Origin of the sequence: Mesorhizobium sp. M0983, assembly GCF_040318975.1 — a bacterium.
GTDB lineage: Bacteria > Pseudomonadota > Alphaproteobacteria > Rhizobiales > Rhizobiaceae > Mesorhizobium.
On record NZ_JAMYNH010000017.1, the window covers coordinates 46,456 to 61,385 of the forward strand.

Consider the following 14,930-nt stretch of genomic DNA (forward strand, 5'->3'; position numbering starts at 1 on the left):
GCGCAAGGCCGACCTCAATCGACCCGTTTACCGGCATGATCGAACCAGTGCAGCTTTTCAGACCTGGCCACGACGCGCAATTGGTCGCCTGGCTTGGCGCTGGCGCGGCCTGAGACGCGCACGACGATACGGCTGCCGGCTGCCGCGCAGTGGAGAAAGCTTTCGGCACCGACCGGCTCGACTGCTTCCACTGTCGCCGGCAACGCGAGCGCGCCGGCCGGCGCCTCTGCCGTGAAGGTGATATCGGCATCCTCCGGACGAAAGCCGAGTGTCACCGCCTTGCTTTGTCCAGGCGCCGAGCCAATCACCGTCCCGTCCGTCAGTACCGAGCCTGGAGAGGCCCCCGTGAGGGCCAGCAGATTCATCGGCGGCGCGCCGATGAAGGAAGCAACGAAGATCGAGGCCGGCTTCTCGTACACGTCGAGCGGCGCGCCGATCTGCTCGACCAGGCCGGCGTTCATGACGACAAGGATGTCGGCCAGCGTCATCGCCTCAAGTTGGTCGTGGGTGACATAAACCGAGGTGACGCCAAGCGAGCGCTGCAAATTCTTGATCTCGACGCGCATCTGCCCGCGCAATTTCGCATCGAGGTTGGACAGCGGTTCGTCGAACAGGAAGACTTTCGGGTTGCGCACGATGGCGCGGCCCATGGCGACACGCTGGCGCTGACCGCCGGAAAGCTCGCGCGGGCGCCGGTCGAGCAGCCCCGAAAGCCCCAGCACCTTGGCAGTCGAGCGCACCCTGCTGTCTATCTCGTCCTTCGGCGTGCCGCGGTTGCGCAGACCATAGGCCATGTTGTCGTAGACCTTCATATGCGGATAGAGCGCGTAGTTCTGGAACACCATGGCGATGTCGCGCTCGGTCGGGCCAATGGCGTTGACCACCTTGCCGTCGATGGCGACTGTACCGACCGAAATCGTCTCGAGCCCGGCGATCATCCTCAGCAGCGTGGACTTGCCGCAGCCGGACGGGCCGACCAGCACGCAAAGCTCCTTGTCGGGAATGGCGATGGAAACGCCCTTCACGGCCTCGACGCCGCCGGGATAGATCTTCTTGACATCCTTCAGATCGACGGTCGCCATCGGCTTCTCACTTTTCGGATTCGACCAGGCCGCGCACGAACCAGCGTTGCATCAGCACCACGACCAGGATCGGCGGCACGATGGCCAGCATCGCGGTGACCATGACCAGGTGCCATTGGGTGTCGGCATCGGCGAAGGAAACCATCTTTCGCAGCGCGATGACGATGGTGTTCATGTCGTTGCTGTTGGTGACGAGCAGCGGCCAAAGATACTGCGTCCAGCCGTAGATGAAGAGGATCACGAACAGCGCGGCGATGTTTGTCCGCGACAGCGGTACCAGAATATCGAAAAAGAAGCGCCATGGACCGGCACCGTCGACACGCGCCGCCTCGACCAGTTCGCCCGGGATGGTCATGAAGAACTGGCGAAACAGCAGCGTTGCGGTGGCCGAGGCGATCAGCGGGATGATCAGGCCGGCATAGGTGTCGATCATGCCGAGATCGACCATCACCTTGTAGGTCGGCAGAATGCGCACCTCGACCGGAAGCATCAAGGTGATGAAGATCAGCCAGAAGAAGGTCATGCGCAGCGGAAAGCGGAAGAACACGATCGCGTAGGCCGACAGGATCGAGATGAAGATCTTTCCCACCGCGACGCCGAGCGCCATGATCGTGGTGTTGAGGAGCAGTCTGCCCACGCTGACACCGCCGATACGACCGATGCCGCCGAACAGCGCCTCGCTGTAATTGTTCCATAGCTGGTCGCCGGGCAACAGCGGCAGCGGCGGCCTGAGGATCGTTTGCAGCGTGTGCGTCGAGGCAACGAAGGTGTAGTAGATCGGAAAAGCCACGATCAATATGCCAAGGATAAGCACGGCATGGGCGATGACGGTGCGGAGCGGAGATTGGCCGATCATCGCTGCCCTCAGCCGTAATGGACTTTGCGTTCCACATAGCGGAACTGGATGGCTGTGAGCGCGATGACGATGGCCATCAGGATGACCGACTGCGCCGCCGAGTCACCCAGGATCAGATTGACGAAGCCGTCATTGTAGACCTTGTAGACCAGCGTCTCGGTCGTCTTGCCCGGGCCGCCGCCGGTGACGGCATGAACGATGCCGAACGTGTCGAACAGGGCATAGACGGTGTTGACGACCAGCAGGAAAAAGGTTGTCGGCGCAAGCAGCGGGAAGACGATGGTCCAGAAGCGCTTGGTCTCGCCGGCGCCATCCATGGCCGCCGCCTCGATCAGCGTTTTCGGCACCGCCTGCAGGCCGGCGACGAAGAACAGGAAATTGTAACTGATCTGCTTCCAGGCAGCCGCCGACACCAGCAGGATCATGGCGTGGGTGCCGTTGAGCAGCGGGTCCCATGCGATGCCGAGGCTTCTCAGCAAATAGGCCAACGAGCCGATCGAAGGATTGAACAAGAAAAGCCACAGCATGCCGGCAATCGCCGGCGCGACGGCATAAGGCCATATCAACAGTGTGCGGTAGAGGCCTTTGCCGCGCACGGCCTTCTCGGCCATGACCGCGAGCAGCAGGGCCACAACCATGGCAACGATCGCGGTCGCAAGCGAGAACACCACGGTGACCTTGATCGAGTTGAGGTAGGCCGGATCGGCCAGCACCTTCCGGAAATTGGCAAACCAGACAAACCTGCTCTTCAGCCCGAACGGGTCTTGCCTGAGCATCGACTGGTAAAGCGCCTGACCGGCCGGCCAGTAGAAGAAAACCAGGGTGATGGCGAGTTGTGGCGCCACCAGCAGGTACGGCAGGATCTTGTTGGGAAATACGACGCGTGGAGACAGGCTGATTTCCCTCGCTATCCAGGTATCGCCCACGCGAGCTCGCGTGGGCGATATTCCAACCGACTAATGCATGTCGCCCAAAAGTGCGCAGCGGTTTTGAGATAACGACATGCATAAGAACAAGAGCTTAAAGCGCGTCGCATGTGGCCATTCAAACGCGACGCGCTTTAACCGAGATAATCTCGTCAGTTCTCCAGCGCTTCCTTGATCGCGGCGTTGCCGCGTGTGACCGCATTGTCGAGCGCCTGCTGGGCGGTTTGCTGGCCGGCCAGCAGCTTCTCCAACTCCTCATTCTGAATATCACGCACCTGCGGCAGATTCGGCAGGCGCACGCCCTTCGAGTTGTCGGTCGGCGCCTTGCCCGTCATCTGCAGGATGGGTGTCTCGCGGCCGGGGTTTTTGTCATAGAAGCCTGATTTCTTGGTCGCCTCATACGCGGCGAGCGTCACAGGCAGGTATCCCGACTTCTGGTGCAGATATTCCTGCACATCGGTCTTGGACAGATAGGCAAAGAAGGCGGCAACACCCTTATATTCCTCGTCCGACTTGTTGCCGAACACCCACAGGCTGGCACCGCCCGGCGTGGTGTTCTGTGGTGCGCCCTTGGCGTCGCTATCGTAGGGAAGCTGGCCGATGCCATAGTTCATGCCGGACTTGACGATATCGCCGAGGCCGCCCGACGATTCGGTGAAGATGCCGCATTCGCCGGCGAGGAATATCTGCTTGGCTTCGGAGGTGCGCCCGCCATACTTGAACGTGCCGTCCTTGGCTAGGTCCGCGAGTGCCTGGAAGTGGTTGACGAAAATCGGCGCATTGATCTTGAGTTCGACATCGCCGCCGGCCAGGCCGTTCTGCTGAGTGGCCCAAGGCACGTCATTCCACGCCGCGAAATTCTCCAGATGGATCCAGGTCAGCCAGGTCGAGGTATAGCCGCAAGGGGCGGCGCCGCTCGTCTTGATCTTCCTGGCAGCTTCCCACACCTCGTTCCAGGTCTGGGGCGGGCTGTTCACGTCGAGGCCCGCCTTCTGGAAAATGTCCTTGTTGTAGTAGAGGATCGGCGACGAGGAGTTGTAAGGGAACGACAGCATGGTGCCGTCCGGCTTCGAATAATAGCCGACGATGCCGGGCAGATACTGGCTCTTGTCAAAGGTCATCCCGGCACTGGTCAGCACATCGGCCGCCGGCTTGATCGCACCCTCGGCCGCCATCATCACGCCGGTGCCGACGTCGAACACCTGGAGGATATCGGGCGCCTGGCCGGCGCGGAAAGCGGCGATGCCGGCATTCAGCGTCTCCGGATAGGTGCCCTTGAACACCGGAACGAGCTCATAGTCGCTCTGGCTGGCGTTGAAATCCTTGGAGATCTTGGCGACGACCTCGGCGTTGGCGCCGGTCATGGCGTGCCACCAGCTGATCTGCGTGACGGCGAAGGCGGAGGTGGTGGAAAGCAGGGTCAAGGTGGCGGCAACACCGGCCGCGAAGCCGAAGAACTTCATGTTTCATCTCCCGTTTGTCATTGGCGAAAGGGGCACTCTCGCAAAGCCAATATGTGGCGCTGATGACAATCGGACAACGGTTTTGTTGCGGGTCAATGAACATCGCTTCCGGCTAAAGTGCGCTCGCTACCGAAAGCGTCGCCAGGAACTACATCACCGCCTTCTCGGCGGAGCGCATCGGTTTTCCCCCGAAAAGGCCCGCCTCATGGCCCGCGGGTTAACCATTCGTTAAAATCTCCAAGAGCTAATCAGTCACACCTCCCCTGTTATTTGGCAGACCGAGTGAACCCAGGATGCTGACGGTCTATAATTGTATTGTAAGTCAGCACGACCTGAGACTGGTCGCACTTGCCGCCCTCGTCTGCGGCATTTCTTGCTTCTCTGCAGTAAATCTCCTTAAGCACGTCGGCCGATCGACCAACCGAAACCGGCTTGTCTGGCTAATGATCGCCGCAACTTCGACCGGGTTCGGCATATGGGCGACGCATTTCATCGCCATGACTGCGTTTACGCCGGGAATACCAAACGCATACAATCCGGGATTATCCGCCTTTTCGCTTGCCGCCGCCGTCATCCTGACCGCGCTTGGGATGTGGGTTGCCACCTTGCGCCGCGGCATCGACCATTTCCTCGTCGGCGGTGCCATTCTCGGTGGTGCCATCGCGACGATGCACTACATCGGCATGGCGGCGTTCGAGGTCGAGGGCCGGATCGTATGGAACCTGCTCCTTGTCGCGATATCGCTTCTGGCCGGCGGGACGCTCGCGGCAATGGCGCTCCTTGTCGTCTTGCGCCGCCCGTCCGCGCTCGCAACACTTGGTGGCGCCGCGCTTTTGACGCTGGCGATTTGCAGCTTGCATTTCATCGCGATGGGCGCGGTGTCGATCATTCCGGATTCCTCGATTGAAATATCCGAACATTCCATCGAGCCCATTTCCCAGGCCTTTGCCGCAGCGGTCGCCAGCCTGGTAATCCTTGTGCTGTCAGGCGCCGCGCTGTGGATCGACCTGCGCTTTCGCCGGCAGAGGCTCGAGGCCGATCGCATGCACGATCTCGCCAATGCCGCGGTCGAAGGGCTGATCGTTTGCGATGGCACACGCATAGTCAGCGCCAATGACAGCATGGCGAAACTGACGGGCACGGCGACAGCCACCCTGAACACGATGCAACTCGGCGAGCTGTTCGATGGACAGAGCGCAGCCGATGTATCCGGCTTCGGCGAACAGGCACAAGAAACGAAATTGAGGGGCAGCGACGGCACGAGAATTCCTGTCGAGCTGATCGCCAGGAAGATCGCCTACTGCGGCAGGCCTCATACGGTGCTTGCCGTTCGCGACATCCGTGAGCGCAAGAAGGCGGAAGAAGAGATCCTCCGTCTCGCGCATTTCGATCCACTTACCGGGCTTGCCAATCGGCGGAGCTTTTCTTCCCGGCTCGAAGCAGAAATCGCTTCGATGGAGCGTGGCAGCAAGGATGGATATCTGGCGCTCCTGCTGCTTGACCTCGACCGATTCAAGCAAGTCAACGACCTCTACGGCCACAGCGCCGGTGACGCCATGCTGCAGAAGCTGGCGCACTGCATTTCCGGCATTCCGCGCCACGGACAGATGCTCGCGCGTCTCGGCGGCGACGAGTTTGCCGTCTTAGCTCCGAACCTCCCCGACCCCCTGGCCGCAGGCCGCATAGCCGAGGACTTGCTGGCGGCGATCCGGGAGGAAAACAGGGTTTCAGTCGGCTCCGGCCTTGTTTCGGCCAGCATCGGCATCGCCTTCTTTCCGCTGGATGCCGAAGATCAGGCCGGCCTGATCGGCCATGCCGATACGGCACTCCATCGCGCCAAGACCGAGGGCAGGGACACGTATCGTTTTTTCGAGATAGCCATGGGCACCGCGGCCCGCGACAAGCGCGTGATGGAGCATGAACTGCGCCAGGCGATCGCCCGCAAGGAGTTCCACCTCGTCTACCAGCCGCAGAAGGAAATCCGCAGCGGCAAGATGATCGGCTTCGAAGCCCTGGTCCGTTGGCAGCATCCGGAGCGGGGCGACATTTCCCCGGCCGTTTTCATCCCCGTGGCCGAGGACAGTGGCGCCATCGCGCAGATCGGCGACTGGGTGCTGACGACGGCTTGTAACGATGCTGTTCGCTGGACAAATCCGCTGATGGTCGCCGTCAACGTCTCCGCCGTGCAGCTTCACAATCCGAACTTCAGCCGCAAGGTGCACGACGCACTGTCGAGATCCGGCCTCGCACCCGGCAGGCTCGAACTGGAGATCACCGAAACGGCCCTAGTGAAGGACATGCCCCGCGCATTGGCAACCTTGAGGCAGGTCAAGGCGCTTGGCGTGCATGTGGCGATGGACGATTTTGGCACCGGCTATTCTTCGCTGTCCAACCTTAGCGCCTTTCCCTTCGACAAGATCAAGATCGACGGGTCGTTCATCAAATCGGTCGACAAGAACGGCCAGTTCGCGGCGATCGTCCGCGCCGTGCTGGGGCTTGGACGCGGTCTCGGCCTGCCGGTCCTGGCGGAGGGCATCGAGACGCCGGGCGAATTGCAGTTCCTTGACGCCGAGGCTTGCGAGATCGGGCAAGGCTATTACCTCGGCAAACCGGCTCCGATCGAGACATTCGGCGAGTTGACGGGCGTCACGGCTCCGGCAGTCCGCACCGCCAGCCGGCGCGGCGCAAGCATCGCCGTGCTCAAGCCGCGCCTGCGCACGGTCTGAGCCTATCCCGGCTGAAGCGCTGCCTCGACCAGACGCTTGGCATCCGGCCCCGACCATTCGGCCGGGCCGTTCATATGGGCGATCAGGCAGCCTTGCCCATCGATCAGCATGGTGACCGGCAGACCGAGCGCCAGGCCGCGCGTCTTGACGTCGTTGAACAGTGCCATGGTGGCATCGCGATAATAGCCGAGCGCCTTGACGCCGGTGTCCTCGAGGAACTTCTTCGGCTTGGTATCGTCGCCGGCATCGACGTTGACTGCAACAACCTGAAACGCGTCGCTGCCCATCTCCTTCTGCAGTGCATCGAGCGCCGGCATTTCGGCGCGGCAAGGTGCGCACCATGTTGCCCACAGATTGAGCAGCACCGTCTTGCCGGCATGATCGGCGATCGTCGTCGGCTTGCCGTCGGGGCCGTTGAAGGCGAGGCTTTTCAGCGATTGCGGCGGATCCGCCGGCAAAAGCGCGGCGACTTGACCGGTAGCGGCCGCGGCGATCTTCTTGGCATGGTCGGTCTTGGCGGCGCAGGCGACGTCGTCCTTGCCGCCGCCGGCGGCCACTTGCGCGGGCGCGTTGTTGCCAGAACCGCTTTCCCTGACATATACCGCGACCGCGCCGGCCAGCACGCCCGCAACCAAAGCGGCGAGGATGAGACGCAAAGCCGGGAAAAATCTATTGCCGTCTGCCATTTTTCAAAAACTGCTCCGGAGCACGGGTTATAGCGATGAGCGACAAGAAGGCCAGCAACCAGATGTGGGGCGGACGTTTTGCCTCGGGTCCGGCCGCAATCATGGAAGCGATCAACGCGTCGATCTCGTTCGACCGCAAACTCTATGCCCAGGACATTCGCGGCTCGATCGCCCATAGCGAGATGCTGGCGCAAACGGGCATTATTTCGGCGGCCGATCAAGAAAAAATCAGTCACGGGCTGAACACGATCCTGGCAGAGATCGGGGCCGGCACATTCGAGTTCTCGACCAGGCTGGAAGACATCCACATGAATGTCGAGGCCCGCCTCGCCGATTTGATCGGCCCTGCCGCCGGCCGCCTGCACACTGCCCGCTCGCGCAACGACCAGGTGGCGGTCGACCTCAGGCTCTGGGTCAAAGACGAGTGCTTTCGTGTCGCCGAGGCGCTGAAAGGCCTGATCACAGCGTTCCTCGCCCGGGCCGAGGAGCATGCGGCAACGGTGATGCCGGGCTTCACCCACATGCAAGCGGCGCAGCCGGTGACCTTCGGCCACCACTGCATGGCCTATGTCGAGATGTTTGCGCGCGACCTGTCGCGCGTCCGCGATGCGATCGAACGGATGGACGAAAGCCCGCTCGGTGCGGCCGCCCTTGCCGGCACCAGCTTTCCGATCGACCGGCACCAGACGGCAACGGCGCTTGGTTTTCGCGAACCGATGCGCAATTCGCTCGACAGCGTTTCGGACCGCGATTTCGCGCTGGAATTCTTGGGGCTGGCGGCGATCTGCGCGACACATCTGTCGCGGCTGGCCGAAGAGATCATCATCTGGTCGACCCCGCAATTCGGTTTCGTCAGGCTGTCGGATAGCTTCTCGACGGGTTCGTCGATCATGCCGCAGAAGAAGAACCCCGACGCCGCCGAACTGGTGCGCGGCAAGACCGGCCGTGTCACCGGCCATCTGGTCGGCCTGCTGACGGTAATGAAGGGCATGCCGCTGACCTATGGCAAGGACATGCAGGAAGACAAGGAATCCGTCTTCGACGCGGCAGAGACGCTCGACCTGATGCTGGCGGCGATGACCGGCATGGTGCGCGACATGACGGTGAACACTGCCGCGATGAAAAAGGCGGCCGGCGCCGGCTATTCGACTGCGACCGACCTCGCCGACTGGCTGGTACGCACGCTCGGCCTGCCGTTCCGCGAGGCGCACCATATCACTGGCCGGGCGGTGGCGCTGGCCGAGGACAAGAAGGTCGGGCTCGACAGGCTTTCGCTGCAGGATTTGCAGTCCATTCACCTCGGTATCAGCGCCGACGTGTTTTCGGTTCTGGCCGTGCAGAATTCTGTAAAGAGCCGCACAAGCTTCGGCGGCACCGCGCCGTCCGAGGTGCGCAAGCAGATCCGCTACTGGAAAAAGCGGCTCGCCAAGGCGTAAGACGCGGGGTGCAATGGCCGCAAAACTCGGCTAGAAGCGCTGCGGGCAACAGTTTCGGACGGATGACGCGATGACCGGAAGCAGGATTTTGGTGACGCTGACGCTGCTAGCGGCGATGGCGACCGTTGCGGCCTGCGGCAGGAAGGCTGCGCTCGATACGCCCTACGCGGCAGCCGTGCAGGCGCGCAAGGACGCCGAGAAGGCCAAGCAATCTTTGCCGCCGGAGCCGGAAAAACCTGTCGAGGACAAGAAATTCATCCTCGACCCGCTGCTCTGATTTTCGGACCGATCTCGTGAACCATTTCGACTACCGCGACGGCGTACTGCATGCCGAGGACGTGGCAATATCAGATATCGCCGCCAGTGTTGGCACGCCGTTTTATTGCTATTCGACGGCGACGCTGACCAGGCATTTTCGCGTCTTTGCCGAAGCTTTTGCCGGGCTCGACGCCCTCGTCTGCTATGCCATGAAGGCGAATTCCAACCAGGCTGTGTTGAAGGTGCTGACAAGGCTCGGCGCCGGCGCCGACGTTGTCTCGGAAGGCGAACTGCGCCGCGCTTTGGCCGCCGGCATTCCGGCAAGCAAGATCCTGTTTTCAGGCGTCGGCAAGACCGCGCGCGAAATGGATTTTGCGCTCTCGGCCGGCATTCTCTGTTTCAACGTCGAATCCGAACCGGAGCTGGAGCTGCTGTCGGCCCGCGCCACCGCGCTGGGCAAGATCGCGCCGATCTCGCTGCGCATCAACCCGGATGTCGACGCCAGGACGCACAAGAAGATTTCGACTGGGAAGGCCGAGAACAAGTTCGGCATTCCCTGGCAGCAGGCGCGGAAGGTTTATGCCCGCGCGGCTGAGTTGCCGGGCATCAAGATCACCGGCATAGATACCCATATCGGCAGCCAGATCACCGAATTGCAGCCCTTCGACGACGCCTTCGCGCTGCTGGTGGAACTGGTCGGCGCGTTGCGTGCCGACGGGCATGCCATTGAGCATATCGATGTCGGTGGTGGCCTCGGCATTCCCTACCGCGTCGACAACAACCCGCCGCCTTTGCCCGAAGCCTATGCCCAGATCGTCAGGAAGCATGTCGCCAAGCTCGGGCTGAAAGTGATGTTCGAGCCGGGCCGGCTGATCGTCGGCAATGCCGGTATCCTGGTCTCGGAGGTCATCTTCGTGAAAGAGGGCGACGCCAAGAACTTCCTCGTCGTCGACGCCGCGATGAACGATCTGATCCGGCCGACCCTTTACGACGCCTTCCACGACATCAGGCCGGTGGTGCAGCAGCCGGTCGCAGCACCGCGCATGAGGGTCGACGTCGTCGGCCCGGTCTGCGAGACCGGCGACTATCTCGGGCTCGACCGTGACCTGCCCAGGCTGAAAGCCGGCGACCTGATCGCTGTCGCCACCGCCGGCGCCTATGGCGCCGTCCAGGCCGGCACCTACAACACCAGGCCGCTGGTGCCGGAAGTGCTGGTCGACGGCGACCGCTTCCACATCGTGCGCCCGCGCCAGACCTATGACGAATTGATCGGGCTGGATTCGGTGCCTGATTGGTTGACCTGAGAGATACCTTGCAGCGCTACAGCCGGTGCTGGATGAGCGCCCTGGCCTCGGCGATCCTGTCCTCGTTCCGGCGATAGAATATCCACTGCTTGATACGCTTGCTGCGCAAAAGCCCTGCCTGGGTGAGCACGCGCATATGCTCGCTGAGCGTCGCCTGCGTGATCCCCAGCTTTTCCGCGATCAGCAGCGCGCAGACCCCGTCCTCGACCAGATCACCGTCCGCCTGCGGCGGAAAATGCGCGCGCGGGTCCTTGAGCCAATCGAGGATCTGCAGTCTGCGCTCGCTGGCAATCGCTTTGAAGACGTCGACCTCTTGCATTTAGGCACTTTGCCAAGTTACTAAGTAATGTCAACTCTGAATGTCAACTCTGGGAGTGAAGCATGCTGCATGGCCACACGATCACCCGCGAGCGCATTGCGGCGATGGAACCCCGCATCCGGCCCTTCGTGCGCCACACGCCGGTGCTGCGCGTCGACATGGCCGATTTCGGCCGCCCGCCTCTGCCTGTCGACCTGAAGCTCGAATGCCTGCAGCATTCCGGCTCGTTCAAGGCGCGTGGCGCGTTCACCAATCTCCTCGAACGGCCGGTTCCCGCAGTTGGCGTCGTCGCCGCATCGGGCGGCAACCACGGCGCCGCGGTCGCCTATACCGCCATGCGGCTCGGCCATAAGGCGACCATCTTTGTTCCCGAAGTGAGCCCGCCGGCCAAGCTGGACCGCATCCGCGGCTACGGCGCCGAGCTGATCGTCGGCGGCGCCCGTTATGCCGAGGCGCTGGCCGCCAGCGAGAGCTTCGCCGAAAAATCCGGCGCGCTGCAGATCCACGCCTTCAACCAGGAGGAGACGCTGGTCGGGCAAGGCACGCTGGGCCTCGAGATCGAGGCCGACCTGCCGAAGCTCGACACGCTGCTGGTCGCTGTCGGCGGCGGCGGCTTGATCGGCGGCATCGCCGCCTGGTTTTCCGGCCGCATCAGGATCATTGCCGTTGAGCCGGAGGGTGCGCCGACGCTACACCGCGCTTTCGAGGCTGGCCGGCCTGTCGATGCCCCGACCGAGGGCATCGCCGCCGATTCGCTCGCGCCGAAGCGTGTCGGCGAAATGATGTTTCCTATCGCCGAGGCGTTCGTCGAGCGCTCGATCCTCGTCGGCGACGACGACATTATCGCCGCCCAGGCGGCGCTGTGGGACCGGGTGCGAATCATCTCCGAGCCGGGCGGTGCGGCGGCCTTCGCGGCGCTCCTGTCCGGCCGCTACAGGCCGGCTGTGGGCGAGCGCGTTGCCGTTCTGGTCTGCGGCGCAAACGCCAATCCAGCGAAATTTTGACAATATCCGGGGCATTATTGTTCACGTTTTGGGGAACCGCCTCGCCTTCGCCGTGTTTGTTGGTATCCTTAGGGCGACGTGCAGCCGCCTGAATGCACGACGTATGCGCTAAGATTTTGGGTCTTCGCATCGTGCTTCCCGAAAATCGACTTTTCGGGCCCATGCGATAGACTCGTGAGGTCCGGGCTATCCCGCCCGGCCAGGAAGGGCCGATGACGCAACGACCCGTCTTTACCAGCGATCGCAGCCTGGCCGGGCGCCTTGCCTTGAGCCGGCTGGCGACGCAGGTCTCGATAATCGTCGAGCGCGGCTGGCCGTTGCTGCTGCCGCTGATCATCGTCGCCAGCCTGTTTCTCAGTATCTCGTGGCTCGGTCTGTTCCCGCTTTTGCCCGATTTAGCGCGATTCGGTCTCATCACGGCATTCGGCGTCGCAGCGCTTGCCGCACTCTATCCATTGCGTTTCTTCCGCACGCCATCCAGTGCCGAGGTCGACCGCCGCATCGAGGCGGCCAACCGGTTGCTGCACAGCCCGGTGCAGGTCCAGACCGATCGCCCGAGCGGCAAGGAAAGCATTTTTTCGCGAGCCCTGTGGCGCGAGCATCAGCGGCGCATGGCGGACCGGCTGGGCGAGCTTGGCGGCGACGTGCCGCGCACGCGCGTCCCCGAGCATGACCCGTGGGCGTTGCGCGCCGTTGCGGCGCTTTTGTTGGTCACCGCCTTTGCCTTCTCCTTCGGGCCGTCGGGCGGCAAGCTGAGTGACGGGTTTGTTGCCCGTGCCGCGCGCGACGTCGTGCCGCCGCGCATTGATGCCTGGGTGACGCCACCGGCCTATACCGGCTGGCCACCAGTATTCCTCAACGCCCCTGTCCTTGCCAACAATGCCAATCAAGCGGCGCCGACCTTCACCGTTCCGGAGGGCAGCGACGTGTCGCTGCGCGTCACGGGCGGTTCGGGCGAGGAAACGCTGAGCTACGCCGACGCCGGCGGCAACACCCGCGCCATCGATCCGACCGGGCCGCAAGCCAAGCCAGAGGCAAATACTGCAACGCCTTCCACCGTGCGCCAGTTCAGCGGCAAGTTGACGGCCGACGGCATGCTGACGCTGCAATCCGGCGACGGCGAGCTCGGCCGCTGGGCCTTCGCCATAATCCCCGACAAGCCGCCGCAGATCCGCTTTGTCGGTGAGCCGAAACGCGCCGTCAACGGCGCCTTCGAGCTCAACTACCAGATCGACGACGACTATGGCGCGGCCTCCGCCAAGGCGGTTTTCGCATTGGCCGATCCGCAGGTGCCCAACGCGCATCCGCTCTATGGCCCGCCGGATATGCCGCTGACGTTGCCGCGCCGCGGCGGCAAGGCCAATGCCGCCAAAACGACGAAGGATCTGACCGACCATGTCTGGGCCGGTGGCAACGTCAAGCTGTCGCTTGTCGCCACCGACGGCGCCGGACACACGGCGACCAGCGAAACCAAGACGCTGGTGATGCCGGAGCGGCCATTCTCCAACCCCTTGGCGCGGGCCGTGGTCGAGCAGCGCCGCATGCTGGCGCTCGACGCCTATGCCAAGGACCGCGTCCTCGACCTGATGGATGCGATCACGCTCAGGCCCGAAGACACGTTCGACAATATGGCGCACTACCTCGCCATCATGAGCGCCCGCACCCGGCTGAAGATGGCCGACAGCGACGACCAGTTGCGCGACGAGGTCGCTTACCTCTGGGAGATCGCGCTCGGCATCGAGGAAGGCAATCTGTCGGCGGCGGAGAAGCGGCTGCGCCAGGCGCAGCAGGCGCTGCAGGATGCGATCAAGAACGGCGCTAGCGACCAAGAGATCGAGAAGGCGATGAAGGAACTGCGCGAGGCGATGAACCAGTTCCTGCAGGAATTCGCGGCGCGGGCGCAGCAGAATCCGAATGCGCCACAGATGCAGCAAAACGGCCAGGAACTGCGCCAGAGCGACATCGACCGCATGATGGACCAAATCGAGAACCTGGCGAAATCCGGCAATCGCGACCAGGCGCAGCAATTGCTGTCGGAGCTGCAGGACATGATGAACAATCTGCAGGCAGGCCGCCAGCAGCAAGGCGGCCAGCAGGACAGCGAGATGCGCCAGCAGATGGACAAGCTGGGCGAGATCATGCGGCGCCAGCAGGAGATGATGAACGACACCTTCCGTATGGACCAGATGCAGCGCGGCCAGCAACAGCGCGGGCAGAACCGCGACGAGCAACTCGGCGAGAACGGTGAGCAAGGCCCGATGGGCGAAGAGGGCAAGCCCAGCCCGGGCGACGACCGCGATCCGCTCGGCCGGCCGAAGCCGATGACGCCGCAGGAATTTGCCGATGCGCTGAAGCAATTGCAGGAAGGCCAGGGCAAGCTGCAGAGCGAGCTCGATCAATTGAGGAAGGGCCTCGAAGGCATGGGCCTCGACCCCAATGAGGGGTTTGGCGAAGCCGGCAAATCCATGGGCAATGCCGAACAGGCGCTCGGCGAGGGCGAGGGCGACCAAGCCGTCGGCCACCAGGGCCGCGCATTGGAAGCCTTGCGCAGGGGCGCCAAGGATATGATGAAGCAATTGCAAGCGATGCAAGGCGACCAGGGCGGCAACGGGCAGGGCGGACGCCAGCAGAATGCCGACCGTGACCCGCTCGGGCGGCCCCGCACCAGCGAGGGTCCCGATGACGGAAGTTCGGTGAGAGTGCCTGACGAGATCGACGTGCAGCGCGCGCGCCAGATCCTCGAGGCAATCCGCAAGCGGCTCGGCAACGCGCTCAGCCCCGATATCGAGCGCAGCTATCTGGAGCGGTTGCTGGAGCTGAAGTAAGGCTGCACTCTACATTTTTGGAAGATCGCCGTGCGCGGTCCTCCG

At 62.9% G+C, this 14,930-nt stretch carries 12 protein-coding genes; 6 read left to right on the plus strand and 6 right to left on the minus strand.

All coding sequences use genetic code 11. The features are described from left to right. Positions 1-14 precede the first annotated feature (14 nt). The 4 genes from ugpC to ugpB all read right to left on the minus strand — a co-directional run bounded on the left by ugpC (position 15) and on the right by ugpB (position 4,327). A complete protein-coding gene (ugpC, locus tag NKH71_RS25120) occupies positions 15-1,082 on the minus strand; it encodes a sn-glycerol-3-phosphate ABC transporter ATP-binding protein UgpC (protein ID WP_352483523.1) in 1,068 nt (355 codons plus the stop codon). A 7-nt stretch (positions 1,083-1,089) separates the two neighbouring features. Continuing rightward, the gene (ugpE, locus tag NKH71_RS25125) at positions 1,090-1,938 is read right to left on the minus strand and encodes a sn-glycerol-3-phosphate ABC transporter permease UgpE (RefSeq protein ID WP_352483522.1); all 849 of its coding nucleotides are present in this window, start codon (positions 1,936-1,938) and stop codon (positions 1,090-1,092) included. An 8-nt stretch (positions 1,939-1,946) separates the two neighbouring features. Continuing rightward, entirely contained in the window at positions 1,947-2,831 is an 885-nt protein-coding gene (gene ugpA, locus NKH71_RS25130) for a sn-glycerol-3-phosphate ABC transporter permease UgpA (protein WP_352483564.1), read from the minus strand. A 185-nt stretch (positions 2,832-3,016) separates the two neighbouring features. After that, positions 3,017-4,327, minus strand: a complete 1,311-nt coding sequence (gene ugpB / locus NKH71_RS25135; protein WP_352591114.1) for a sn-glycerol-3-phosphate ABC transporter substrate-binding protein UgpB — start codon at positions 4,325-4,327, stop codon at positions 3,017-3,019. Between the two features lie 293 nt (positions 4,328-4,620). Here ugpB and NKH71_RS25140 point away from each other — a divergent pair, with 293 nt between their 5' ends. Then, on the plus strand, positions 4,621-7,053 hold the full coding sequence (locus NKH71_RS25140; protein ID WP_352789532.1) for a bifunctional diguanylate cyclase/phosphodiesterase: 2,433 nt from the start codon (positions 4,621-4,623) through the stop codon (positions 7,051-7,053). A 2-nt stretch (positions 7,054-7,055) separates the two neighbouring features. Here the strand turns inward: NKH71_RS25140 and tlpA are convergent, their stop codons facing one another. Beyond that, positions 7,056-7,739, minus strand: coding sequence for a thiol:disulfide interchange protein TlpA (tlpA, locus tag NKH71_RS25145; protein ID WP_352641354.1), 684 nt, complete (start codon positions 7,737-7,739; stop codon positions 7,056-7,058). A 35-nt stretch (positions 7,740-7,774) separates the two neighbouring features. Between tlpA and argH the strand changes: the two genes are divergently transcribed. The 3 genes from argH (at position 7,775) to lysA (ending at position 10,737) form a co-directional block, all read left to right on the plus strand. Further along, on the plus strand, positions 7,775-9,175 hold the full coding sequence (gene argH / locus NKH71_RS25150) for an argininosuccinate lyase (RefSeq protein ID WP_352495613.1): 1,401 nt from the start codon (positions 7,775-7,777) through the stop codon (positions 9,173-9,175). Positions 9,176-9,245: 70 nt separating this feature from the next. Continuing rightward, positions 9,246-9,452, plus strand: a complete 207-nt coding sequence (locus NKH71_RS25155; protein ID WP_352495614.1) for a hypothetical protein — start codon at positions 9,246-9,248, stop codon at positions 9,450-9,452. Positions 9,453-9,468: 16 nt separating this feature from the next. Continuing rightward, a complete protein-coding gene (gene lysA, locus NKH71_RS25160; protein WP_352495615.1) occupies positions 9,469-10,737 on the plus strand; it encodes a diaminopimelate decarboxylase in 1,269 nt (422 codons plus the stop codon). 16 nt (positions 10,738-10,753) lie between these two features. Here lysA and NKH71_RS25165 read toward each other — a convergent pair whose 3' ends face one another. Further along, positions 10,754-11,056 carry an ArsR/SmtB family transcription factor gene (locus NKH71_RS25165; RefSeq protein ID WP_352483516.1) on the minus strand — a complete coding sequence of 101 codons (303 nt, stop codon included), beginning with the start codon at positions 11,054-11,056 and terminating at the stop codon, positions 10,754-10,756. Positions 11,057-11,118: 62 nt separating this feature from the next. On the opposite strand from NKH71_RS25165, the gene NKH71_RS25170 reads away from it, so the two are divergent. Both NKH71_RS25170 and NKH71_RS25175 read left to right on the plus strand, forming a co-directional pair. Next, positions 11,119-12,060 carry a threonine/serine dehydratase gene (locus NKH71_RS25170; protein ID WP_352789535.1) on the plus strand — a complete coding sequence of 314 codons (942 nt, stop codon included), beginning with the start codon at positions 11,119-11,121 and terminating at the stop codon, positions 12,058-12,060. A gap of 212 nt (positions 12,061-12,272) precedes the next feature. Continuing rightward, the gene (locus NKH71_RS25175; protein WP_352895394.1) at positions 12,273-14,885 is read left to right on the plus strand and encodes a TIGR02302 family protein; all 2,613 of its coding nucleotides are present in this window, start codon (positions 12,273-12,275) and stop codon (positions 14,883-14,885) included. The last annotated feature ends 45 nt before the right edge of the window (positions 14,886-14,930 follow it).